Consider the following 21,832-nt stretch of genomic DNA (forward strand, 5'->3'; position numbering starts at 1 on the left):
CCCGGCTGGTCCAGCCGGGCAGAGGCCGTTACCTCGCAAGCCAGAATTGATCCCGAATATCCTGATCGACATCAAACCTGATCCGCACACTCTTGGCCCCCGGAAATTTCCGTTCGCGGATCGTATCGGGGATGATGACCTCTCCGGCGCCGGTATCTTTTGACTGAAAGCTCAAAATTTCAGCCTCGGTGTGGCGCGCGTTGGTCAGGACGGTCGTCGGCAAGGCCACGCGATTTGCCCCATGATGCACGGGCGTGGTGACAAAATAGGTCAGATGCCGCCCGTAACACCCGACCGCGTCGGGAACGTGATCCGAGACACATGCATCAGATCTGTCCTGAACATCCGCTTCATCGTGCATTTGAGGCAACCTCTGGTCGGGATTCAGCATCGCCTTGCAGGCGGCGATATCCTCCAGCGGAAGTTCGATGATGCGCTTCTTCAAACGGGGTCGGCGCGGTTGCGGAGGGCCGGAACTGGCACCACCTTTCATAACCAAACCTTCTTTGCGCAGAAAATCATAAGCCGCCTTGGCGCGCGAAAAACCGGAACTGTCCCCATCCTTGTGATCGGGGTGTGAATGGAATGCGATCTGCCTCCATGCGTCCCTGATCTCTTGGGAACCGGCGCAGGGGCTCAACCCCAGATCCGCCAACGCATCCGCGCGTGCCCGCACTTTATCGACAGGTTCCATACTCAAAACACTCTTTACAAACTACACAGTACCAGTGTGGTCACAGTCATAGTTTTGTCAATTTTCAAGAATGATTTGCGGGGCTGGTGACAACAATCGCGATGTTGAGATTCAATTGTCCCTCAAAGGCGCCGTTTTATAGGTGTGGTTGTGAAACAGTACACATCTTCCGAAACGACAAACGCCCGGGCGTAAACGTAACCCGGGCGAACCATTGGATTTTTTTAAAGTCAGGCGACGTTTTCCAGTTCAACGCGCGGTGTAATGCCCAGTGCAAAGCAGACATCGCGCGTCAATTCGGGACGGTTCAGGGTATAGAAATGCAGCTTGTCCACGCCGCCTTCGATCAGGTCTGAACACAGCTCTGTGCAGATTGCCGTGGCCAACAGATCCTCACGCTCGTCGCGCACCGCTTTTTCAAACGCCTGTTCGACCCACTGGGGAATATGCGTGCCACAGCGCTTGGCGAAGTTGCGGGCGCCTGCCCAGTTCTCGATCGGCAGGATGCCCGGCACGATCGGTTTGTCGATGCCGGCCTTGGCGCAAGCATCGCGGAACCGGAAAAAGGTTTCGGCTTCGAAGAAGAACTGCGTCAGCGCTTCGTCTGCACCTGCGTCCAGCTTGGCCTTCAGCCAGTCCACATCCGCAGCCATGTTTGCAGCCTCGGGGTGGGTGTCGGGATAGGCCCCGACACGAATGCTGAACATTTCGGTTTCGGCCAGTGCCTCGATCAGTTCAACAGAACTGGAAAACCCGTCGGGGTGCGGCACAAACTTGTCCTGACCCTTTGGCGGGTCGCCGCGCAGGGCGACGATGTCCTGCACGCCGGCGCGGGCAAAGGTGTCTGCGATCTCCAGCGTTTCCTGCCGCGAAGCATCGACACAGGTCAGATGAGCGGCCACGTTCAGGCCCGATGACTTGTGCAGAGTCGAAACCGCGTCGCGCGTAAGTTCACGCGTCGTGCCACCAGCGCCGTAGGTGACGGAAACAAAGCGGGGATCCAAAGGGGCCAATGTCTGGACCGTGTCCCAAAGGCGGAAAGAGGCTTCCAGAGTTTTGGGCGGAAAGAACTCAAAGGAAATTTCAGGTTTGGACATCGTGGCCTCACTGGATCAACTGAGCCTCTTGTGCCATGGCATGCATTGTGAAACAAACTCATATTACTCAACAACAACATGAATGCTGTTTGAAATGCATATTGAATTCCGGCACCTGCGCACTATCAAGGCGATCCATGAATGCGGCGGGCTGGCCCGCGCTGCGGATCAGTTGAACATCACCCAGTCCGCATTGAGCCATCAAATCAAAGGGTTGGAGGATCAGGCCGGGGTCGAGCTGTTTCTGCGCCGCTCCAAACCCATGAAACTGTCGGCTGCCGGTTTGCGGCTTTTGCGCCTGGCCGAGCAGATACTGCCGCAGGTCGAAGCCGCCCAGAATGAGTTTTCTTCGCTGCGGGACGGGCGCACGGGGCGGATGCATATAGCCATCGAATGCCACGCTTGTTTCGAATGGCTGTTCCCGGTGCTCGAATCCTTCAGGAAATCCTGGGGCGACGTGGATGTCGATATCCGCCCTGGTCTTGCCTTCGACGCGCTTCCGGCCTTGCAGAAGGAAGAGGTCGATCTGGTGGTCTCGTCCGATCCCGAAGACCTGCCGGGTGTCGAGTTTGTCGAACTTTTTGATTATAACGCGGTGTTTGTGGCCGCTTCGACCCATCCCCTGGCCAAGAAAGACTATGTCGAGGCCGAGGATTTTCGCGGCCAGACCCTGATCACCTATCCAGTGGAACGCACGCGTCTGGATGTGTTCAGCCAGCTGTTGATCCCGGCGCGGGTTGAGCCTGCCACGATCCGGCAGGTGGAACTGACCGCCGTCATCCTTCTGCTGGTGGCATCGAACCGGGGCATTTCAGTGCTGCCGGATTGGGTCGTGCGCGAGGTCAAATACAACTCGGACTACGTCACCCGACCCTTGACGAAAGAGGGCATTACACGGCGTCTCTATGCCGCGGTCCGTTCGGAAGATCTGGAGAAACCCTTTGTGCAGGAACTGGTGAAACTGGCCCGGGAAGAAGCGCGCAAGCTGCAATCCCAGTAACGGCGTTTCCTGCGGGTCTGTTATGCGCATCATTCCTCTTGGCAAGGGCGCATTGCGGCAGTATACGCGCGGTTTGACCGGACAGGAGCCTTTTGACAATGGTTGGCAGCGCAAATCTCAACATCATGATCAAGGCCGCGCGCAAGGCGGGGCGTTCTTTGGTCAAGGATTTCCGTGAAGTCGAGAATCTGCAGGTGTCGATGAAAGGCGCCGGTGATTTCGTCTCGAAGGCCGACATCGCCGCCGAAGCCATCCTGAAAGAAGAGCTGCTGGGCGCACGACCGACCTATGGCTGGCTGGCCGAAGAGGGCGGCTCCGTCGATGGTGAGGATCCGACCCGCCGCTGGATCGTCGATCCGCTGGACGGCACCACCAATTTCCTGCACGGCCTGCCGCATTGGGCGATTTCCATAGCACTGGAACACAAGGGCAAGATCGTTGCCGGCGTGATCTATGACGCCGCCAAGGACGAGATGTTCTTTGCTGAAAAAGGTGAAGGCGCTTGGATGAACGACACCCGTATTCGCGTGTCGGGTCGTCATCGCATGATTGAATCGGTCTTCGCGACCGGTCTGCCCTTTGGTGGCCGCTCGGATCTGCCTGCGACTTTGCAGGATCTGGCGCGTCTGATGCCCGCCTGCGCCGGTGTGCGTCGTTGGGGCGCCGCCGCGCTGGATATGGCATATGTGGCCGCAGGCCGGTACGAAGGCTTTTGGGAACGCCGCCTGAATGCGTGGGATCTGGCTGCCGGTGTGATCATCGTCAAAGAGGCTGGCGGCTTCGTGCAGGCGCTTAACCCTGAAGGCAACGTGCTGGAAGATGGTGAAGTGATCTGTTCGAACGAACCGATCTTCGATCAGTTCGCCAAGGTGATCCGGGGCTAGGCGCCCTTTGAACGGCTTTAGCGGCGCGGAACGCGCGGAATGCGGGATTGTGACAGCTTGTACCTCGCTTCCGGGTGGGGCGGATGTCCGTGGGTGCGATCCCAGAACTGAATTCCGCCGCGTCTCAGCCACAGCGGGATGCACAGGATCAGGCCAACGGCAAATCCCCCGGTATGGGCCCAATAGGCGATGCCGCCTTCGTCCGGATTGCTGGTGACGCTGCCAAAGAACTGTATCGCCAGCCAGACGCCCAGCATGATGAAGGCGGGGATGGTAAAGACCCTGAAATAGACGATCAGGATCAGCAGGATATCCACCCGTGCTTTCGGGAACAGCAGCAGATACCCGCCCATCACGCCCGCAATCGCGCCCGAGGCCCCAACAGTGGGAACTTGGGATTCGGGCCCGGTGATGACGTGAATCAGGCCCGCGCCGATTCCTGCCGCCATGTAAAACAGCAGGAAGGGCAGATGGCCCATCTCGTCTTCCAGATTGTCACCGAAGATCCACAGAAACAGCATGTTGCCGGCCAAGTGCATCCACCCCCCGTGCAGGAACATGGATGTCACCAGGGTTTCCAGCCCGAACCCGTCGCTGACCCGCGCCGGAATAATGGCGTAGTCGAAAAACAGCCTGCCGATCCGTGGCCCATCATTCATGATCCCCACATAGCTGAGGAAGATCAGGATATTGGCCGCCAGCAAGGCATAGACAACATAAGGTGTGCGCCCCGAAGGGTTATGGTCGCGGATCGGAAACATGCCGTGACGCTGGGCTTTTGTGCGCCCAGCGTCAAGGCAAGCTTATGCCGCACCTCCCAACAACACGGCGTTTCCACCCGCCGCGGTCGTGTCCACGCAGACATGGCGTTCACCCAGAACACGCGCGCGGTCGGGCTTGCCGGGAATAAGCGGCAGAATCGGGCCGTCGCGGCGCGCCAGATGGTGTTCGATCTGCCCCGCTGTTTCCTCGTCTCCCCACCACAACACGCCCGAAATGCCGGTCAGGTTTTCCAACCGGTGCAGGTCAAGCATCCCGGTCGCCTGAATGGCGGTGCCACCCAGCGCAGATACAGCATCGGCCTGCGCACGCGCTGCGGCCTCTCCGGGTCCCAAGCAAAGAAGAGGCGGACGGGGATACACGCTCAGGCGGTTCGATTCACCGGTCGGGCCGGGTAGGGACCGGGTTTTGACCGGCGCAGGTTGACCTTGTGCAGCAGGCAGATCAGCCACGGCGCCCCAGGTATCCGCCGTGCTTTGACGGTCGGGTGCGCAAAACCGGATCATGTAGTTCGGCCCACCCGCCTTGGGGCCGGTGCCTGACAATCCTTCGCCACCAAAGGGCTGAGACCCGACGATGGCGCCGATCTGGTTGCGGTTTACATAGATGTTGCCCGCATGGATTGCCTCGGTCACATGCTGCACGCGGTCGTCTATGCGGGTGTGCAGGCCGAAGGTCAGGCCGTATCCGGTGGCGTTGATATCGGCGATGATCTTGTCGATCTCTTGCGATTTGAACCGGGCGACGTGCAGCACCGGGCCGAACACCTCGCGTTCCAGCGCGGCGATGCCGGGGATCTCGATCAGCGTCGGAGAAACAAAGATGCCTTCGGGCGGCAACGGAAGCTCCTTCAGCACCCGCCCTTCGTTGCGCGCCTTGGTCACATGTTCGGCGATGCCCTGACGGGCCTGTTCGTCGATCACCGGTCCGCAATCCGTCGACAAAAGCCAGGGGTCGTCGACCGACAGCGCATCCATCGCCCCTTTGAGCATGGTCAGAACGTCATCGGCGATGTCTTCCTGCAAATACAGGCAGCGCAGGGCGGAACAGCGCTGGCCCGCCGACTGAAAGGCGCTTTCGATGATCGATTGCACGGCTTGTTCGGGAAGGGCGGTGCTGTCGACGATCATCGCATTCAGACCGCCGGTTTCCGCGATCAGCGGCGTACCGGGGCGCATGGATTCGGCCATCGCCGCACGGATTTTCAGCGCGGTGGCTGTTGACCCAGTGAAGGCCACGCCCGAGATGCGCGGATCCGACGTCAGCGCCGCACCCACGGCAGGCCCACCCGGCAACAGTTGCAGCACATCGCGTGGTACCCCCGCCTCGTGCATAAGCTGAATGGCACGATGTGCGATCAGGGGGGTCTGGGGCGCAGGCTTGGCCAGAACCGCGTTTCCGGTTGCCAGCGCAGCAGAGATCTGCCCAGAGAAAATCGCCAGCGGGAAGTTCCACGGACTGATGCAGGTGAAAATCCCCGCGGGTTCGGCATCGGGGATGTTGGCTGCATAGTAACGCAGGAAATCCACCGCCTCGCGCAGTTCGGCCACCGCATCGGGCAGCGACTTCCCGGCCTCGCGCGCCAGCAGGGCAAACAACTCACCATAATGAGCTTCGTAAAGATCGGCTGCGGCATTGAGGATGCGGGCGCGTTCGGCAGCGGGGGCATCCCAGGGGTTGGCCGAGGCCAATGCCATTTCCACATCCGCCGCGCTGGCTGGGGCCACCGCGCCGGGCTTGTCCTGAGGCCGTGCCGGATTGATCACCGGCTCATCCGCATCGGGTTTAGCCGCATCGGCCAGCAAGGGTTGCGCATACCAATGATGGGCGCGGAACTGATCCCGTGCCGCATCAATCTGATCCAGGGTTGGTGTGTGATGCAGGTCAAAACCCTTGGAATTCGGTCTTTCAGGCTGGAACAATTCCGGCCCGGTCGGCAGTGCGGGCGGAGGGGTCCGGACCGCAACAAACGGATCGGCGGCGACCACTTCCGGTGGCACATCTTCGTCCACAATCTGGTTGACGAAGGATGAATTCGCGCCGTTCTCCAACAAGCGCCGAACCAGATAAGCCAGCAAGTCGCGATGCGCCCCCACCGGTGCATAGATGCGGCACCGGGTGTTCTGCTTGTCCATCACGATCTGATGCAAGGTCTCACCCATGCCGTGCAGGCGCTGGAACTCGAACGGTTGATCCTTGGCCATGTGAAGGATGGCGCTGACCGTGTGCGCGTTGTGCGTGGCAAATTGCGGATAAATCCGATCGGTCATGCCCAGCAGTTTGCGTGCATTGGCGATATAGGAGATGTCGGTTGCCGCCTTGTGCGTGAAGACGGGAAAGCCATCCACACCTTCGACCTGCGCGCGTTTGATCTCGGTATCCCAATAGGCGCCTTTGACCAATCGCACCATAATCTGGCGATCGTGACGTTCGGCCATGCCATACAGCGTATCCAGTACCAGGCCTGCGCGCGGGCCATAGGCCTGAACCACGATGCCAAACCCGTACCAGCCGGCAAGGGCCGGGTCGGACATCACCGCCTCTATCACCTGCAACGACAGCGACAGGCGATCCGCCTCTTCTGCATCGACGTTCAGGCCCATTCCGGCCGCCTTGGCCAGCAGAGCCAGTGCCCGCAGCCGCGGCACCAGCTCGTCCATCACACGCTGTTCCTGTGCCAGCTCATAACGGGGGTGCAGGGCGGACAGTTTTACCGAAATGCCCGGGTTGGCGCGGATATCGTCATGGGTGCAGGCCTCGGCAATGGCCGAGATGGCGCGGGAATAGGACAGGTGATAGCGCGCCGCGTCCGCTTCGGTTCGGGCCGCTTCGCCCAGCATGTCGTAGGAATAGGTATAGCCCTTCTCCTCCATCCCGCGTGCGCGGTCCATGGCGGACTGAATGGTTTCCCCCAGAACGAACTGCCGGCCCATCTCTTTCATCGCGCGTGCCACGGCAGTGCGGATCACCGGCTCGCCCAACCGCTTGATCGCACCACGCAGCGCCCCGACCGGAGACGCCTTGCCCTCGTCCAGCACCTTTCCGGTCAACATCAGTGCCCATGTCGAGGCGTTCACCAACGAGGACGAGGATTGCCCCAGATGCTTGCCCCAATCGGAGGGCGCGATCTTGTCTTCGATCAGCGCATCAATTGTGTCGGCATCCGGCACACGCAGCAACGCCTCGGCCAGGCACATCAGGGCGATGCCTTCGTCGGTGGACAGGCCATATTCGGCCAGAAACACCTCCATCAACCCCGGAGAGGTGCTGGACCGGATATCGCGCACAAGCTGCGCAGCCGCGGCGCCGATGGCGCTGCGATCCGTGTCCGTCAGGCTGGCCTGAGAGATCAGTGTCTCAAGAACTGCCGACTGATCGGCATAGGTGGAAGTATCGATGAGGGTGCGCAGGCTGTGTGACATATGTCCTCCGGTCTTTGCGATAATATAATGCGGAAAAATCAGGACAACGGACTGAGTTTGATATATCTGAAGGAGGATGATCTGAATTTTTAGCAGCGGACAGTTCAAATGAGTTTTCCTGATCTTGATCGGTTTGACCGGTCGATTCTGAGGATTCTGGCTGAGGACGGCCGTATCTCGGTGGCCGATCTTGCGCGCGAGATCGGGCTGTCGAAATCTCCGACGCAAGCGCGGCTCAAACGGCTTGAGGCGAGCGGAGTGATCCAGGGCTATCGGGCGATGCTGGATCCGATCCGGCTGGGCCTGGATCACGTCGCGTTTGTCGAGGTGCGTTTGACCGATACCCGCGAAAAGGCGCTGGCCGAGTTCAACGCAGCCGTCCGCAAAACCGCCGAGGTCGAGCAGGCGCATATGATCGCGTCCAATTTTGACTATCTTCTGAAAGTGCGCACCGCCACGATGTCGGAATATCGCCGTGTATTGGCCGAGAAGATTTCGTCTCTGCCGCATGTCGCCAATACTTCAACTTTTGTTGCGATGGAGGCCGTGAAGGAAACCGGTATGCTGGGCGGTTTTGAACATCAGCCTTGACGCGGTGGAATTATGGTCCACCCTTGTTCCGTGATGCGAACCTGTGCTGCAACGTTTCTACTGATCGCGTGTTCATGCTCGGCCATGGCCGAGACATGCCCCGCGGCTCCGGATCATATCGAAGGTGTGGATGCGCTGATCAAGCAGGTCCAAAAGGCGCAATCGCAAAGCGACGCCCGGGTCATCTCGAATAAAATGTGGGAACTTTGGACAGACGCGCCGGATGCCCGATCGCAGACCCTGCTGGATCGTGGAATGGCGCGACGAGAGGCGTGGGATTTGTCGGGCGCATTGGACGATTTCAACCAACTTGTCGAATATTGCCCGGATTACGCCGAAGGCTACAATCAGCGGGCTTTTGTAAACTACCTGAGGCAGGATTTTGACGCGGCATTGCGCGACCTGAATGTCACGATCGAAATGTCGCCAAACCATATCGGTGCGCTAAGTGGGCGGGCTTTGTCCCTGATGGGGTTGAGACGTTTGGAAGACGCGCGTGCAGCACTGTCCGAGGCGCTTGAGCTCAACCCGTGGCTGTCCGAGCGGTCCTTGTTGGAGCCAGGCGGCCTTCTGGAACCGCCCGGAGAAGATATCTGACAGCCGGATCGGGCAAGTTTGGAAACCGGTCGCAAATCGCCAAACAGGTGCCTTTCGTGGCCACCTCGTGGACTATGGCCCCGCAATCAGAAGGGCAAATGGGTGACAAAGCCGTCAGCGTGACAGTATCCGGCGCTTTTCGGCCATGGCTTCGCGTCGCCTCTGCTCGATCCCGAGTTTGAAAGATTCTTCAACAAAGTCGATGTGATCCTTTGCCGCTTTTTCGGCCCGCCTTTCATCCCCTTCGATCACCGCGCGACCAAGTTCGAGATGTTGTTGCAGCAGCTTTTCGCCGGTCCCGTCAATCGTGCGCAGGAAGTCACGATTGTAGAAAACGCCCTTGCGGGTGAGTTCGTAGATCGACGCCATCATGTGGATCAGGGTCGCGTTCTGGCTGGCATCCACAATCGCGGAATGCAGCGCAAAGTCCGCCTCTTGCGAAGCCTTGGCGTCCTGCTCTTGCCAGGCACGCTCGTTTTCATCAAGGATCTCGGAAATCCGTTCCTTGTCTGCCTTGGTGGCGCGACGTGCGGCAAGCCGGGCCGCGAAACCTTCCTGCTCACGACGATACTCAAGATAGTCGAAGAAAGCCGGCTCGTGGCGTTCGTACAAAGCAAGAAGCGCGGGCATCATGGCTTGTCCGGTCAGGGCTGCGACGAATGTTCCCTCACCGTGTTGCGTTGTGACCAGACCGCGTTCTTCCAGCACCTGAAGGGCTTCGCGCAGCTTCGGGCGCGACACGCGCAACATCTCGGCCAGATCACGCTCGGAGGGCAGTTTCCGGCCCTGCTTCAGGATGCCCGAAGCGATCAGGTCCTCGACCTGTGAAACCACCGCATCAGCCAGCGATTCGTGTCCAACCGGTTCAAAAATCGCCGTGGTGTTCATGAGATGCTGCCCCGTGTGACGCTATAATAACCAGAATAACTGGTAAACAAAGATAACCATATCCGTTCAGATTTCAAGCGCGAGGCTGTTCTTCCCGGACGTGAATTACGTGTCTGTTTAAGAATGATTTTTGGAGAATCTGTTGGCTTTTTGAGGCAGTCGCATCGGGATTTTGCAGGGCTTGTCGAAGGCGAGCTTCCAGTTTCGGTTAGCCCAGTGGTAAACAAAGTTATTGACTGGTTTGAGCTGGTAAAGTTAGTTTACCACCGGAGCGGCGCTGGAAGAGCCTGCGCCACTGATCGGAGAAAACCCGACCAAACCTGGAGGAGATTTCATGAAGAAGACCCTGACAAGCCTGGCCGTGGCCGCCAGCCTGCTGGCGGCACCCGCAGTTGCGGCGGACAAGCTGCTGCTGAAAACACCGATTGCCTTTTCGACCGAACTGCCGGGCCTGGGTTCACCTATTCCACGTGTGGCTGATCAGCTGGAACTGATGTCCGGCGGCACGATGAAGATGAAGGTGTACGAGCCGGGAAAACTGGTGCCGCCCTTCGAAATTCTGGACGCCGTGTCCACCGGCAAGATCAACTCGGGCTACACCACGGCTGGTTACTGGGCCGGTAAAATCCCGGCTGCGCCGCTGTTCTCGGCCGTGCCGTTCGGCCCCGAGGCGGGCGAATACATGGCTTGGCTGTATTATGGCAACGGCATGACCCTGTATCAGGAGATGTATGATCAGGCCGGTTACAACGTAAAAGTACTGCCCTGCGCCATCATCGCGCCGGAAACCTCGGGCTGGTTCGCGTCCGAGATCAATTCGCCCGAAGACCTGAACGGGCTGAAGATGCGTTTCTTTGGTCTGGGCGGCAAGGTGATGCAGAAACTGGGTGTAGCGACCTCGCTACTGCCAGGTGGTGAGATCTTCCCCGCATTGGAAAAAGGCGCGATTGACGCGACCGAGTTTTCAATGCCTGCCATCGACGCGCGTCTGGGCTTCCACAAGCTGGTCAAGTTCAACTATTTCCCCGGCTGGCATCAGCAGGCGACCGTGTTTGAACTGCTGATCAACAAGGACGTCTGGAACGAAACCAGCGATCAGCACAAGGCAATCATCGAAAGCGCCTGCAAGGCTTCGATGGCGGACAGCTTTGCCGAAGGTGAAGCCATCCAGCACGCGGCCCTGATCGACAACGTTGAAAACAACGGCGTCACCATCAAGCAGTGGTCGCCCGAGATGCTGGATACCTTCCGCGCGACCTGGGAAGAGGTTGCCGCAGAAGAGGCCGCCAATGATGCCTTCTTTGCCAAGGTTCTGGCCGACATGAACGAATTCCGTGACGGCTATAACCTCTGGAAGACGAACGCCTTCCTCCCACGTCAGTAATCTCTCCCTCACTGACGTTGCCGGGGCGGCCCGATCCGCCGCTCCGGCCTCTGCTTTTCGATCTTCGGACTTTCTAACTTTTCACTGCCCGTATTCCGGGTTGCTGAGCGAGGAATGACCATGACCACCCAAAAGAAACTCAACGATCCAGTCGAAGCCTATGAAGGCATCCTGGAACACCCCGAGTCCGACCGCCAGAAAATCGCCGTCGCGATCGACGCCGGGGTCAAGGCTGTGGGTCATGTCGTCATGTGGGCCAATGTCCTGCTGATGGGCGCGATCTTCGCACAGGTCTCGTTGCGCTACCTGTTCAGCCAGAACTACCCGAAACTGGATGAGATCCAGTGGCATTTCTATGGAATCGTCACGATGATCGGCATCTCGTATGCCTTGATCACCGACAGCCATGTGCGTGTGGACGTCCTGCATATGCAGCTTTCGCGCCGCGCGCAGCGGATCATCGAGGTGATCGGCATCCTGACCCTGCTGACCCCGTTCATCTATCTGATGGTCGATCAGGGCTATGATTATTTCTACGAAAGCTTCCGCGTCAACGAACGCTCGGACAGCCCAACCGGCCTGCCTGCGCGTTGGGTTTTCAAGGCGGTCATTCCGATCAGCTTTTTACTGTTGGCGCTGGCCGCGTTGGCACGGTTGATCCATGACGGGCACGCGCTGATCTACGGGCCGGCCTCGGAACGTGAAGGCGCGCCGCTGCGCCGTGTTCTTCTGGTGCTGGCGGTATTCGCAGCCGTCTGTGTTGGCCTGACCTTCCTGGTCGAAACAACCGAGGAAAAGCTGGTCATCGCGATGTTCCTGACCTTTATCGCGCTTTTGTTCACCGGTTACCCGGTGGCGTGGGTGCTGGCCGGTGTCGGCGTCGCCTATTGCGGTCTGGCCTATCTGTTCGACAACGATCTGATGCTGTGGACCGGGTTGGAAAGCACCTTTACCGGGCTTGATTATCTGACGCTTGGCGCGGTGGTGAACCGGGTCTACGCGACCATGTCCAACGCGGTTCTGGTTGCCCTGCCGATGTTCATCTTCATGGGGCTGATGCTGGACGAATCCGGAGTGGCCGAGCGTCTGATGTCCTCGATGCAGCGTCTGTTCGGGACGGTGCGCGGAGGACTGGCCATCACCGTGACCCTGATCGGGATCATTCTGGCGGCTTCGACCGGCATCATTGGTGCCTCGGTTGTACTGCTGGGCGTGCTGTCGCTGCCGTCGATGATGCAGCAGAAGTACCAGCCGACGCTGGCTGCGGGCGTGGTTTCGGCCTCGGGGACCTTGGGCATTCTGATCCCACCCTCAATCATGTTGGTGATCATGGCCGACCAGATGGCGTTGTCCGTCGGAGACCTGTTCATGGCCGCGGTTTTCCCGGGCGTGATCATCGGCGCCTTGTACCTGACCTACATCTTTATTCTGGCTCTGGTGAAACGCGACGCGGCTCCCGTACCTGAAGGTGCGAAAGCCCCCGACTGGGCAGCCGTGAAGGACGTTCTCATTGCCGTCATCCCTACGCTGATGCTGATCCTTGCCGTGCTGGGGTCGATCTTTGCCGGTCTGACCACACCAACCGAAGCGTCCGGCATCGGTGCCTTGGGTGCGACCTTGCTGGCGCTGGGCTATCGCAAGCTGACCTTTGCCAAACTGTGGAACGTGCTGGTGTCGACCTTCAACACCACCGCCTATATCTTTGCGATCTTCCTTGGTGCGACTGTGTTTTCCTATGTGCTGCGCGAACTGGGCGGGGATGAACTGATCGAACATGTGGTGCAATCCACCGGCTTTGGTGCCAACGGAACAATTCTGTTCATCCTGTTCATCGTCTTCCTGCTGGGCTTCGTACTGGACTGGATCGAGATCACGCTGATCGTGCTGCCCCTGATGCGCCCCATCGTGAACGGTCTGGGCATCGACATCCCCGGCTTTGGCGTACTGGATGAACCGGCGCTGGTCTGGTTCGTGATCCTTGTCGCTGTGACGCTGCAAACCAGCTTCCTGACGCCGCCCGTTGGCTTCGCTTTGTTCTATCTCAAAGGTGTTTGCCCGCCCGAGATCAAGCTGACGCATATCTATAAGGGCATCATCCCATTTGTCCTGCTGCAATTGACCGGTTTGGCGCTAGTGTTCCTGTGGCCGACCCTTGCCACCTGGTTGCCGTCGGTCGCCTATTAAGGAGCTTATCGGATGCGTCTGAGCCAATGTCATAACTTCCACGACTTCCGGCGGCTGGCCAAACAGCGGCTGCCGGGGCCGATCTTCAACTATATCGACGGTGGCGCGGATGATGAGGTGACGTATCGGGAAAATACCAAGGCGTTCGACCGCTGCGATCTGTTGCCTTCGGTCCTGCGCGGGGTTTCGGACGTGGACATGTCCGTCACGGTGATGGGGCAGAAACTGGACATGCCGGTCTATTGCTCACCCACCGCGTTGCAGCGCCTGTTCCACCATCAGGGTGAGCGCGCGGTCGCGGCGGCGGCCGAGAAATACGGCACCATGTTCGGAGTTTCCTCTCTGGGAACCGTCTCGCTGGAGGAGCTGCGCCAAAAACACAAAAACCCGCAGGTCTATCAATTCTACTTTCACAAGGATCGCGGGTTGAACGCCGCCATGATGCAGCGCGCCAAAGAGGCGGGTGTTGAGGTCATGATGCTGACCGTCGACAGCATCACCGGCGGCAACCGCGAGCGTGATCTGCGCACGGGGTTCTCGATCCCGTTCCGCTTGACGCTGGGCGGCATGATCCAGTTCGCGATCAAGCCGATGTGGGGGATCAACTATGTCACTCATGAAAAGTTCCGGCTGCCTCAGCTTGAGGAACATGTGGATATGGGCGGTGGGGCCAGCTCGATCGGCGGGTATTTCACCGACATGCTCGACCCGTCGATGAACTGGGATGACGTGGCGCAGATGGTGCGCGACTGGGATGGTCAGTTCTGCCTGAAGGGGATCATGACCGTCGAAGATGCCAAACGCGCGGCTGAGATCGGTTGTACCGGCATCATCCTGTCGAACCACGGTGGCCGACAATTGGACGGATCGCGCACGCCGTTCGATCAACTGGCCGAGATTGTCGATGCCGTCGGCGACAAACTGGACGTGATGATGGACAGCGGCATTCAGCGTGGCACCCATGTGCTCAAGGCGCTGTCGATCGGGGCCAAAGCGGTGGGTATCGGGCGGCACTACCTGTATCCTCTGGCTGCCGCGGGGCAGGCTGGGGTCGAACGGGCCCTTGGGCTGATGCGTGCCGAGATCGAGCGCGACATGAAACTGATGGGTGTCACCAGTGTTGGCCTGCTCAGCCGCGAGAATATTCGTTTCCGCAATCCCTAACCCGAAACGGGGGCCGATATGACCAATGACGCGTTGATCAAACATTTCCGCTCTATCGTCGGTACGCGTCACGTGCTGATCGGAGCGCGCGCGACAGAGCGCTTTCGGCGCGGTTTCCGCTCGGGCGAGGGTGAGGCGCTGTGCGTCGTTCAGCCGGGGACCTTGCTGGAGCAATGGAAGATCCTGCAAGCCTGCGTTGCAGCCGACAAGATCGTCATCATGCAGGCGGCCAATACTGGTCTGACCGAAGGGTCTACGCCGTCCGGCACCTATGACCGTGACGTGGTTCTGATCAACACGCGCCGGATGGATACTCTGGTGCCCTTGAACGACGCAGAGCAGATCGTCAGCTTTCCGGGCGCCACGCTTTTTGCGCTGGAAAAACTGCTGGCCCCGTTCGGACGCGAGCCGCATTCGGTGATCGGTTCGTCCTGCATCGGCGCGTCGATCGTGGGTGGGGTATGCAACAATTCCGGCGGTTCTCTGGTAGAGCGCGGTCCGGTTTACACGGAACTTTCCGTCTATGCGCAAATCACCGAACAGGGTGAATTGGAACTGGTCAACCATCTGGGCATCGATCTGGGCAGCACGCCGGAAGAGATCCTTGCAAACCTCGATGCAGGCAGGTTCGAACGCAATCCCGGGGCAACCAACAAACGCGCATCGGCCAGCGACTACGCACAGATCGTGCGGGACGTGAATGCGCAAACGCCTGCGCGATTCAATGCGGACAAGACCAGGCTTTTCGAATCTTCGGGCTCGGCCGGGAAGCTGGCCGTTTTTGCGGTGCGCCTTGACACCTTTCCCAAGAACGAGGTTGAGAAGGTGTTCTATGTGGGCACCAACAATCCCGACGATCTGGCGGACCTGCGGCGCCACATATTGTCAGAGTTCAAATCGCTGCCGGTTTCGGCCGAATACATGCATCGCGAAGCGTTCGATATTGCAGCACGCTATGGCAAGGACACGGTCGTGATGATCGACAAGCTTGGCACGGACCGTCTGCCGATGTTCTTTGCGATGAAAGGCGCCGTGGATGCACGCCTGCGGCGCATTCCGTTTTTGCGAAATTTCACTGATCGTTTCATGCAGGCAGCTATAGCTTTGTGGCCACGTGTCCTGCCCAAACGTATGACGGATTTTCGCGACAAATACGAACATCACCTTATCCTGAAAATGAAGGATGAAGGTGTATCCGAGGCCGCTGAGTGGTTGCCGCGATTTCTGAGTGGCCGGGATGGCGGATTTTTCGAATGTGATGCGCGCGAGGCCAGAATCGCAGGCCTTCATCGGTTTGCGGCGGCGGGCGCGGCGGTGCGTTACATGGCGATCCATTCGGACGACGTCGAAGATATCATCGCACTGGACGTCGCACTGCGCCGCAACGACCAGGTCTGGCTGGAGAAGCTGCCGCCTGAGATCGAAGACCAGTTGGTTCACAAACTCTATTACGGGCACTTCATGTGCCACGTGATGCATCAGGACTACATAGTCAAAAAAGGAGCTGAACCAAAAGCTCTGAAGGCCGCAATGTTGAAACTGTTTGACGAACGCGGCGCGGAATACCCTGCTGAACATAACGTGGGGCACCTTTACAAGGCCAAGCCCGACCTGGCGGCACATTACAAATGCTGCGACCCGACCAACTCGTTCAATCCCGGTATCGGCAAAATGTCCAAGGCGAAGAATTACCAATAACCGGTTTTCCGGCGCGGCAGGGTGCTGTGAAAACGGCCGGCAGATACACCGGGTTCTGATGAAAAGGGTGTTGGTGCCCGACTGTCTGATATCCTGAGCGCAACCCCGCAAGCATCTGCCGCGCAGAAGGCTGCCAAAACCGAATGAGCGTCGCGTGTCAGGTATAGGGGAGATTCGGAAGGCGCAGTTGGGGTCGTCGGAATCGGCAGAGAATGTCGCGTTGAGACGCGGAATTCAGTAGCGTTTGACGCAAATCGTTTGGTTTTGAGTATCACAAACACGCATTTGACAGGCTGTCCGGGATCTGAACCGGCGGGTTCATGCGGTCAATTGACAGAGCACCTTTCTGTTCAGGTAATTTCAGGGTCGCGTGATTTCTGGCAGGTTTTCCTAGGGTTACCCTTGGCTTGCAATCGGCTGCAGATCACCCCTGTGAAGCTGCGGGCCGGAAGCCTGTCTTGCATGCGAAAATATGCAGATGACCGGGGCCGGGAAAGCGCCACTTATCCCTTATTTTTCGCGTTTTTTGGGGAACTACGGGAAACCCCCAATTTCGCGCCGCGACAAACAGGGGTAAACATATTTTACCGTACTTACCACACAAACACACACGGTACTAACTTTCCCCGATGAGGGGCTGGTCACACCCCCTCGGCCGGCCCCTCTTAACTTTTGGGGTCCATGGCAGTTGGGGTCAGTGGTCATGCGGATCGTTGCCGGTGTCAGCTTTTGATCAATTTGGCGACGAGGGCGGGCAAATCTTGTGATGCGCCATAGGCCACGGTGTGTGGAATTTCGGCGACCGGCGTCTTCCGGTATCCTTCAGTAAACAGCAAAAACGGGATCTTCGCACGCGCAGCCGTTTCCGCGTCAACTTCGCTGTCGCCGACGAACAGACGCGGGCCGGAAGCCTGAAGCGCATCAAAGCTTGCGAACAGATGGTTGGGATCCGGTTTTCGCGTCGAAAGGCTGTCGCCACCCAGAACCGCGTCGAAAAACCGGGACAGGTTCAGTGCCTCCAGCACATGCCGCGCCGGTGTTTCGGGTTTGTTGGTGCAGACGCCCAGAACGCATCCCATTTGCTGCAATTTGGCCAGTGCCTCCGGGATGCCGGGGTAGGGAACGGTCGTTTCGCTTGCAGCGGAATTGTAGTGTTTGAGGGTCAGTTGGGTCAGTTCCGCATGGCGATCCAGCGGCAGCCCGCAATGCCGGATCATGCGTTCGACCAGCTTGGGTAAACCGTTGCCGACGAATCCTTTGATGATATCCGTCGCCAATGGATCATGCCCAACGTCGTTCAGCGTGCGGTTGGCCGCCGCCGCCAGATCGCCCAGGCTGTCCACCAGCGTTCCGTCCAGATCGAATACAACTGCTGCGGTCATGTTTGCTTGCCCTTCATCGCCCGACCCAAGACCTAACCCGCCCTGTGCCGGGGGGCAATCGCCTGTTTCAAAACGACGCTTGACAATCCTTACTAAAATAATCAGATTAAACGGCAGGAACAGAAAGCCAACCCTTTCGGGGTCAGCCAAATCAAGTGAAACGCGATAGATATGGCACCATGCCGAAACGCTCTGGAGATGTCCCGATGAACGTACAGAACCCGACCCCAACCCAAGGTTACGCTGTCTCGATGCTTCCCGCGCACAAGGCCGAGGATCTGACCAAGGGCGGCAACCTGGCCCATATAGAACTTGGCGATCAACTCTATACCCTGCGCATCACCCGTGCAGGCAAACTGATCCTGACGAAATGAGCGCGCCTTTCAAGCGCGGCGGTGCAGCGGTTGGCCGCCTTGCCGATCTCGATCCCATCGAAGCGGGCGCCGTTATGTATCTGCGGATGTGGAGCGAAGGCGAGGGCGGTCGTGCCGACGCTGCCAGCGATTTCCAAGTCGCGCTGGGCGCGGATTGCGGGCGTGCGGCAATGCTGACTTTGGATCGTTTATGCTCTCTATGCGCCACCCATGGCCGCCGCCCGCTGATCCGGCATGGTCTTGGATGTGCATGCCTTGGCGCGGACGAGAATTGCTTTGCACAGATGATCGCGGCAGCGTCCGAAGGGGCGCGTGAAGATGCGATGATGCTGGCGTCTTTGATCGTACGTCCGGATTTTGCCCCCGCGCTGGCATCTCTGTCGGAAGAACTGGGGCTGACTCTCAGACGTATGACCGCAGGTTTCAAAATGCCGACCACCGGCCACCAGACCCCCTCGGCCGTGCTCCACTGACTCTGAGTGTGGAACGGTTGAACCCCGGCGCTGCGCCGGGGTTTTTTCGTTCAGCAGCACCCGCATCCGGCATGGTGATGGTCATGATCGCAAACAGGGGCAGGGGTAAAGTCGCCCACCTCGGACAACACATCCCGCAGCGCCCAGAGGATCATGTCAACATCCTCGGCCTCGATGGTCAGGGGCGGACGGATTTTCAGGATGTTGTCTTTGGGCCCTTCGCTGCCGATCAGGATGCGATGATCGCGCATCCGGTTTTTGACATAGCTGCAAATCTCGGTGCCTTCGCTTCCATCGGGGTTGATCAGCTCCACGCCGAGAAACAACCCCATACCCCGCACGTCGCCAACGCAACCAAAGTCGGCTTCGATCTGGCGCAGTCCCGCCATCAGACGATCCCCCATCCGGCGGGCATTGTCCTGCAACCCCTCGTCATCGACGATATCCAGCACCTCTTTGCCGATCCGGCAGGACAGGGTCGAGCCGCCAAAGGTCGAAAAGAACTCGATCCCGTTGTTGAAGCTGTCCGCGATCTCGCGGGTTGTCACCAGCACGCCCAGTGGGTGCCCGTTTCCGATTGGCTTGCCCATCACTACGATATCCGGAACCGCGCCCTGGTGTTCGAAGCCAAAGTAATACTCACCCAACCGTCCCAGACCTGTCTGCACCTCATCGGCGATGCAAACACCCCCCGCAGCACGTATTTTTTCGTAAACCGCAGGCAGATAGCCCTTGGGCGGAATGATCTGGCCGCCGACCGACGGGAAGGTTTCCGCGATGAACCCGGCCACGCCCTGTCCCCTGTTGCGAAGGGCGGCAATCGCCGGATCGACAAGATCAGCAAATTTCTGTGCCCGGTCCGCATCGTCTCGCCTGAATGACCCGCGATAGTCATCGGCAACCTCGACCAGTTCAACCCAGTCGGCTTTCCCGATGCCGCCCGGTTTGTTGAATTTGTAGGCCGAGATCGCCACCGCAGCGTTCGTGTTCCCGTGATAGCCGTGATCCGGCGTCACGATCCCCTTTGCGCCGGTATGGGCGCGGGCCAGCCGCAGGGCCAGTTCGTTTGCCTCGGTGCCCGAGTTGACGAAAAAGCAGACCTGTAGGTGATCCGGCATCTTCGACAGGATCTTGTCGGCAAATTCCACCTGTGCCGGATGCAGATAACGGGTGTTCGAATTCATCCGCTTCAGCTGATCCGCCGCCACGGCCTGAATGCGTGGATGCGCGTGCCCCACATGCGGCACGTTGTTGTAGGCGTCCAGATAGGGGCGTCCCCATTCGTCGAACAGGTGATGCTTCCAGCCGCGCACCAGCATGACCGGATCGTCATAGGTCAGGGATAGGTTGCCCCCGAACTGCGCCCGCCGTTTGTGCAGGATTTCCGCTTTGTCAGTTGGGTGATAGAACACCTTGTCATCCGGCAGGTTCAGCAACGCCGCCGGGTTCGGGCAGACCGCGTGCCACAGCTCCAGTTCGTCCGGGTCTCCGACACCGGGCCAGTCCGCTTCCATGCCATCGGTGGTCAGGGCCAGCTGGAAATGCACATGCGGGGCCCATCCGCCATTCTGGTCGGCATCGCCCAACCGCGCAAACGCGGCGCCCTGTGCCACCGGGTCGCCGGGTTTCAGCCGGTCACAGCATTCCGGATCCAGATGGCCATAGAGCGTATAGAACGGGTCGCCTTCGGGCGTTTCGTGATGGAGGATGATCACCCCGCCGTAGTCAAGGTGCTGGTCGCGGTTTTCGACCACTTCGATCCGCCCGCTCATCGGTGCATGCAGAACCGTCCCGGCAGGCGCAAACACATCCACGGCCAGATGAACCGTCCGCCTGTCCGAGGCTTTCCACGGGCCCTTGCGGAACCCCGGCTCGGCATAGATCAGGCGGGGCTCGTTATAGTAACCCAGCCACAGGTCCTGCCCGTATTCCTCGCCAACGCGCGCGGCCTCGGCCAAAGGCATGTGGAACGGGTTCCGGGGCCAGACGCAGTTTTCGACCGAAAGCGAGCCCATGGGCACATCGCCCAGGTCCTGGCCGAACATGTCGGTAAAATGCCCCCGGTGTTCCTGAAGATAGGCGTGGATGCGTTCAGCCCCATCAACCACGGGCAAGCCGCAAGCCGCCCGCAACCGCGCCGACATCAGCCCGCCATTGACTGACGTGTTCTCAAGGAACCGCCAAGCAGGCGCCTGAGAGATCGTCACATAGGGATCATCCGGATTCTCGGCCGCCATCAGGGTCGAGTTGACGACCGATACGGCAAGCCGCATCCTCAGCAACGGCCAGATCAGGTCAACCTCATCCGCCCGCAGCCGGTTGGCCGCGTGATAGCCCTTTACCAACGCAGCCAGTGCCCGTTCCGGCTTGGGGTGATCCAGCACGACATACGCGCCGGCAATCGCCAGATCGCAGATGCGCGGCGCGGCGCACATGTCGCCCAGATCAATCAGGCCCGAGATCCGCCGCCGCTCGCCCAGTTCCCCTTCGACCAGAATGTTGTAGTCATTGGCGTCATTGTGGATGGCCTGTTTCGGCAGGTCCGCAAGGACATCCGCGATTGCAGCGAACCCCTCACAGATTTCCGTCAGCAGTGCCTGCCGCGCGGGGTCAGAGATCGCGTTTAACTTGTCAGCAATCCAGCCCGCCTGCATCAGGTCCCATTTGAAACCGATCCGGTGCAACCCTTCATGCTCAAACCCTTCCAGGGCCCGGTCGGTTGCCCCCAATACGCGGCCAAGTTTCAGGATCAGCTCTTCGGATTTTGGGGCGGCCTTCGCGTAACATTGGCCCGGCAGGCACTCCAACAGCCAAACCAGCCTGCGCTGTCCTTCAGAATCGGCAATCTCGGGCAGCATTGCTCTGGTCAAATCAGGGAACACCTTGGGAAACGGCAACCCCGGTGCCTCAGAAGCGATATGCGCCAGCGCCTTGATTTGCAAATCAACCAGATCCGCATCGCATCCGGCCCGCATGGCCTTAAGCACATAATCCTGACCATTGGTGGCGTGCACCAGAAAGTTCAGATCATATTCACCATCCAACCGCGTCAAGCGGGCGTCCAGCCCCCAGAGCTGCCGCAGCGCGGCCGTCCAAAAAGCACTTAAATCGTCCATTCCCGTCTCCGCTCCGATCGCGCCGGAGCCCTCTTCATCTGGCCAAAAATATCCTCGGGGGGAATCGCGCCTTGGCGCGATGGGGGGCAGACAGCCTCCGCGCG

At 59.2% G+C, this 21,832-nt stretch carries 17 protein-coding genes; 10 read left to right on the plus strand and 7 right to left on the minus strand.

Annotated features, from left to right (window positions below; genetic code table 11):
• Window positions 1-28: 28 nt before the first annotated feature.
• Both I9184_RS00725 and metF read right to left on the minus strand, forming a co-directional pair.
• Entirely contained in the window at window positions 29-694 is a 666-nt protein-coding gene (locus tag I9184_RS00725; RefSeq protein WP_209832305.1) for a J domain-containing protein, read from the minus strand.
• A gap of 230 nt (window positions 695-924) precedes the next feature.
• Window positions 925-1,791 carry a methylenetetrahydrofolate reductase [NAD(P)H] gene (gene metF / locus I9184_RS00730; RefSeq protein ID WP_171722776.1) on the minus strand — a complete coding sequence of 289 codons (867 nt, stop codon included), beginning with the start codon at window positions 1,789-1,791 and terminating at the stop codon, window positions 925-927.
• Between the two features lie 94 nt (window positions 1,792-1,885).
• Here metF and I9184_RS00735 point away from each other — a divergent pair, with 94 nt between their 5' ends.
• The gene (locus tag I9184_RS00735) at window positions 1,886-2,791 is read left to right on the plus strand and encodes a LysR family transcriptional regulator (protein WP_171723621.1); all 906 of its coding nucleotides are present in this window, start codon (window positions 1,886-1,888) and stop codon (window positions 2,789-2,791) included.
• 98 nt (window positions 2,792-2,889) lie between these two features.
• On the plus strand, window positions 2,890-3,675 hold the full coding sequence (locus I9184_RS00740; RefSeq protein ID WP_171722777.1) for an inositol monophosphatase family protein: 786 nt from the start codon (window positions 2,890-2,892) through the stop codon (window positions 3,673-3,675).
• A 17-nt stretch (window positions 3,676-3,692) separates the two neighbouring features.
• Here the strand turns inward: I9184_RS00740 and I9184_RS00745 are convergent, their stop codons facing one another.
• The gene (locus I9184_RS00745) at window positions 3,693-4,436 is read right to left on the minus strand and encodes a rhomboid family intramembrane serine protease (protein ID WP_171634305.1); all 744 of its coding nucleotides are present in this window, start codon (window positions 4,434-4,436) and stop codon (window positions 3,693-3,695) included.
• 42 nt (window positions 4,437-4,478) lie between these two features.
• Complete coding sequence (gene putA / locus I9184_RS00750; protein ID WP_209832307.1) at window positions 4,479-7,877, minus strand: bifunctional proline dehydrogenase/L-glutamate gamma-semialdehyde dehydrogenase PutA; 3,399 nt, start codon at window positions 7,875-7,877, stop codon at window positions 4,479-4,481.
• A gap of 108 nt (window positions 7,878-7,985) precedes the next feature.
• Here putA and I9184_RS00755 point away from each other — a divergent pair, with 108 nt between their 5' ends.
• The gene (locus tag I9184_RS00755; protein ID WP_171634300.1) at window positions 7,986-8,468 is read left to right on the plus strand and encodes an Lrp/AsnC ligand binding domain-containing protein; all 483 of its coding nucleotides are present in this window, start codon (window positions 7,986-7,988) and stop codon (window positions 8,466-8,468) included.
• A 33-nt stretch (window positions 8,469-8,501) separates the two neighbouring features.
• Entirely contained in the window at window positions 8,502-9,065 is a 564-nt protein-coding gene (locus I9184_RS00760; protein ID WP_209833672.1) for a hypothetical protein, read from the plus strand.
• 114 nt (window positions 9,066-9,179) lie between these two features.
• On the opposite strand, the gene I9184_RS00765 is transcribed toward I9184_RS00760, so the two are convergent.
• The gene (locus I9184_RS00765) at window positions 9,180-9,953 is read right to left on the minus strand and encodes a FadR/GntR family transcriptional regulator (RefSeq protein WP_209832309.1); all 774 of its coding nucleotides are present in this window, start codon (window positions 9,951-9,953) and stop codon (window positions 9,180-9,182) included.
• A gap of 334 nt (window positions 9,954-10,287) precedes the next feature.
• On the opposite strand from I9184_RS00765, the gene I9184_RS00770 reads away from it, so the two are divergent.
• The 4 genes from I9184_RS00770 to dld all read left to right on the plus strand — a co-directional run bounded on the left by I9184_RS00770 (window position 10,288) and on the right by dld (window position 16,383).
• Window positions 10,288-11,337: a TRAP transporter substrate-binding protein gene (locus I9184_RS00770; protein WP_171634294.1), complete on the plus strand. Its 1,050-nt coding sequence runs from the start codon at window positions 10,288-10,290 to the stop codon at window positions 11,335-11,337.
• A 120-nt stretch (window positions 11,338-11,457) separates the two neighbouring features.
• Window positions 11,458-13,521 carry a TRAP transporter large permease subunit gene (locus I9184_RS00775; RefSeq protein ID WP_209832310.1) on the plus strand — a complete coding sequence of 688 codons (2,064 nt, stop codon included), beginning with the start codon at window positions 11,458-11,460 and terminating at the stop codon, window positions 13,519-13,521.
• Between the two features lie 12 nt (window positions 13,522-13,533).
• The gene (locus I9184_RS00780) at window positions 13,534-14,685 is read left to right on the plus strand and encodes an alpha-hydroxy acid oxidase (RefSeq protein WP_209832313.1); all 1,152 of its coding nucleotides are present in this window, start codon (window positions 13,534-13,536) and stop codon (window positions 14,683-14,685) included.
• A gap of 18 nt (window positions 14,686-14,703) precedes the next feature.
• Window positions 14,704-16,383: a D-lactate dehydrogenase gene (gene dld / locus I9184_RS00785; protein ID WP_209832315.1), complete on the plus strand. Its 1,680-nt coding sequence runs from the start codon at window positions 14,704-14,706 to the stop codon at window positions 16,381-16,383.
• A 722-nt stretch (window positions 16,384-17,105) separates the two neighbouring features.
• Here dld and gph read toward each other — a convergent pair.
• A complete protein-coding gene (gene gph / locus I9184_RS00790; protein WP_171722783.1) occupies window positions 17,106-17,765 on the minus strand; it encodes a phosphoglycolate phosphatase in 660 nt (219 codons plus the stop codon).
• 206 nt (window positions 17,766-17,971) lie between these two features.
• Here gph and I9184_RS00795 point away from each other — a divergent pair, with 206 nt between their 5' ends.
• Window positions 17,972-18,139, plus strand: a complete 168-nt coding sequence (locus tag I9184_RS00795; protein ID WP_083445319.1) for a hemin uptake protein HemP — start codon at window positions 17,972-17,974, stop codon at window positions 18,137-18,139.
• Window positions 18,136-18,612 carry a hypothetical protein gene (locus I9184_RS00800; RefSeq protein ID WP_171228953.1) on the plus strand — a complete coding sequence of 159 codons (477 nt, stop codon included), beginning with the start codon at window positions 18,136-18,138 and terminating at the stop codon, window positions 18,610-18,612. The genes I9184_RS00795 and I9184_RS00800 overlap by 4 nt, the downstream gene beginning before the upstream one ends.
• 50 nt (window positions 18,613-18,662) lie before the next feature.
• Here I9184_RS00800 and I9184_RS00805 read toward each other — a convergent pair whose 3' ends face one another.
• Complete coding sequence (locus I9184_RS00805) at window positions 18,663-21,728, minus strand: aminotransferase class III-fold pyridoxal phosphate-dependent enzyme (protein ID WP_209832317.1); 3,066 nt, start codon at window positions 21,726-21,728, stop codon at window positions 18,663-18,665.
• Window positions 21,729-21,832 lie beyond the last annotated feature (104 nt).

This window comes from Ruegeria sp. HKCCE3926, from assembly GCF_017872515.1.
In the GTDB taxonomy this organism is placed as follows: Bacteria; Pseudomonadota; Alphaproteobacteria; order Rhodobacterales; family Rhodobacteraceae; genus Ruegeria.

Bases quoted from the DNA above. Each gene is read 5' to 3' on its own strand.
- I9184_RS00725 (WP_209832305.1), bottom strand. From the start codon at position 694: ATGGAACCTGTCGATAAAGTGCGGGCACGCGCGGATGCGTTGGCGGAT.
- metF (WP_171722776.1), bottom strand. From the start codon at position 1,791: ATGTCCAAACCTGAAATTTCCTTTGAGTTCTTTCCGCCCAAAACTCTG.
- I9184_RS00735 (WP_171723621.1), top strand. From the start codon at position 1,886: ATGCATATTGAATTCCGGCACCTGCGCACTATCAAGGCGATCCATGAA.
- I9184_RS00740 (WP_171722777.1), top strand. From the start codon at position 2,890: ATGGTTGGCAGCGCAAATCTCAACATCATGATCAAGGCCGCGCGCAAG.
- I9184_RS00745 (WP_171634305.1), bottom strand. From the start codon at position 4,436: ATGTTTCCGATCCGCGACCATAACCCTTCGGGGCGCACACCTTATGTT.
- putA (WP_209832307.1), bottom strand. From the start codon at position 7,877: ATGTCACACAGCCTGCGCACCCTCATCGATACTTCCACCTATGCCGAT.
- I9184_RS00755 (WP_171634300.1), top strand. From the start codon at position 7,986: ATGAGTTTTCCTGATCTTGATCGGTTTGACCGGTCGATTCTGAGGATT.
- I9184_RS00760 (WP_209833672.1), top strand. From the start codon at position 8,502: ATGCGAACCTGTGCTGCAACGTTTCTACTGATCGCGTGTTCATGCTCG.
- I9184_RS00765 (WP_209832309.1), bottom strand. From the start codon at position 9,953: ATGAACACCACGGCGATTTTTGAACCGGTTGGACACGAATCGCTGGCT.
- I9184_RS00770 (WP_171634294.1), top strand. From the start codon at position 10,288: ATGAAGAAGACCCTGACAAGCCTGGCCGTGGCCGCCAGCCTGCTGGCG.
- I9184_RS00775 (WP_209832310.1), top strand. From the start codon at position 11,458: ATGACCACCCAAAAGAAACTCAACGATCCAGTCGAAGCCTATGAAGGC.
- I9184_RS00780 (WP_209832313.1), top strand. From the start codon at position 13,534: ATGCGTCTGAGCCAATGTCATAACTTCCACGACTTCCGGCGGCTGGCC.
- dld (WP_209832315.1), top strand. From the start codon at position 14,704: ATGACCAATGACGCGTTGATCAAACATTTCCGCTCTATCGTCGGTACG.
- gph (WP_171722783.1), bottom strand. From the start codon at position 17,765: ATGACCGCAGCAGTTGTATTCGATCTGGACGGAACGCTGGTGGACAGC.
- I9184_RS00795 (WP_083445319.1), top strand. From the start codon at position 17,972: ATGAACGTACAGAACCCGACCCCAACCCAAGGTTACGCTGTCTCGATG.
- I9184_RS00800 (WP_171228953.1), top strand. From the start codon at position 18,136: ATGAGCGCGCCTTTCAAGCGCGGCGGTGCAGCGGTTGGCCGCCTTGCC.
- I9184_RS00805 (WP_209832317.1), bottom strand. From the start codon at position 21,728: ATGGACGATTTAAGTGCTTTTTGGACGGCCGCGCTGCGGCAGCTCTGG.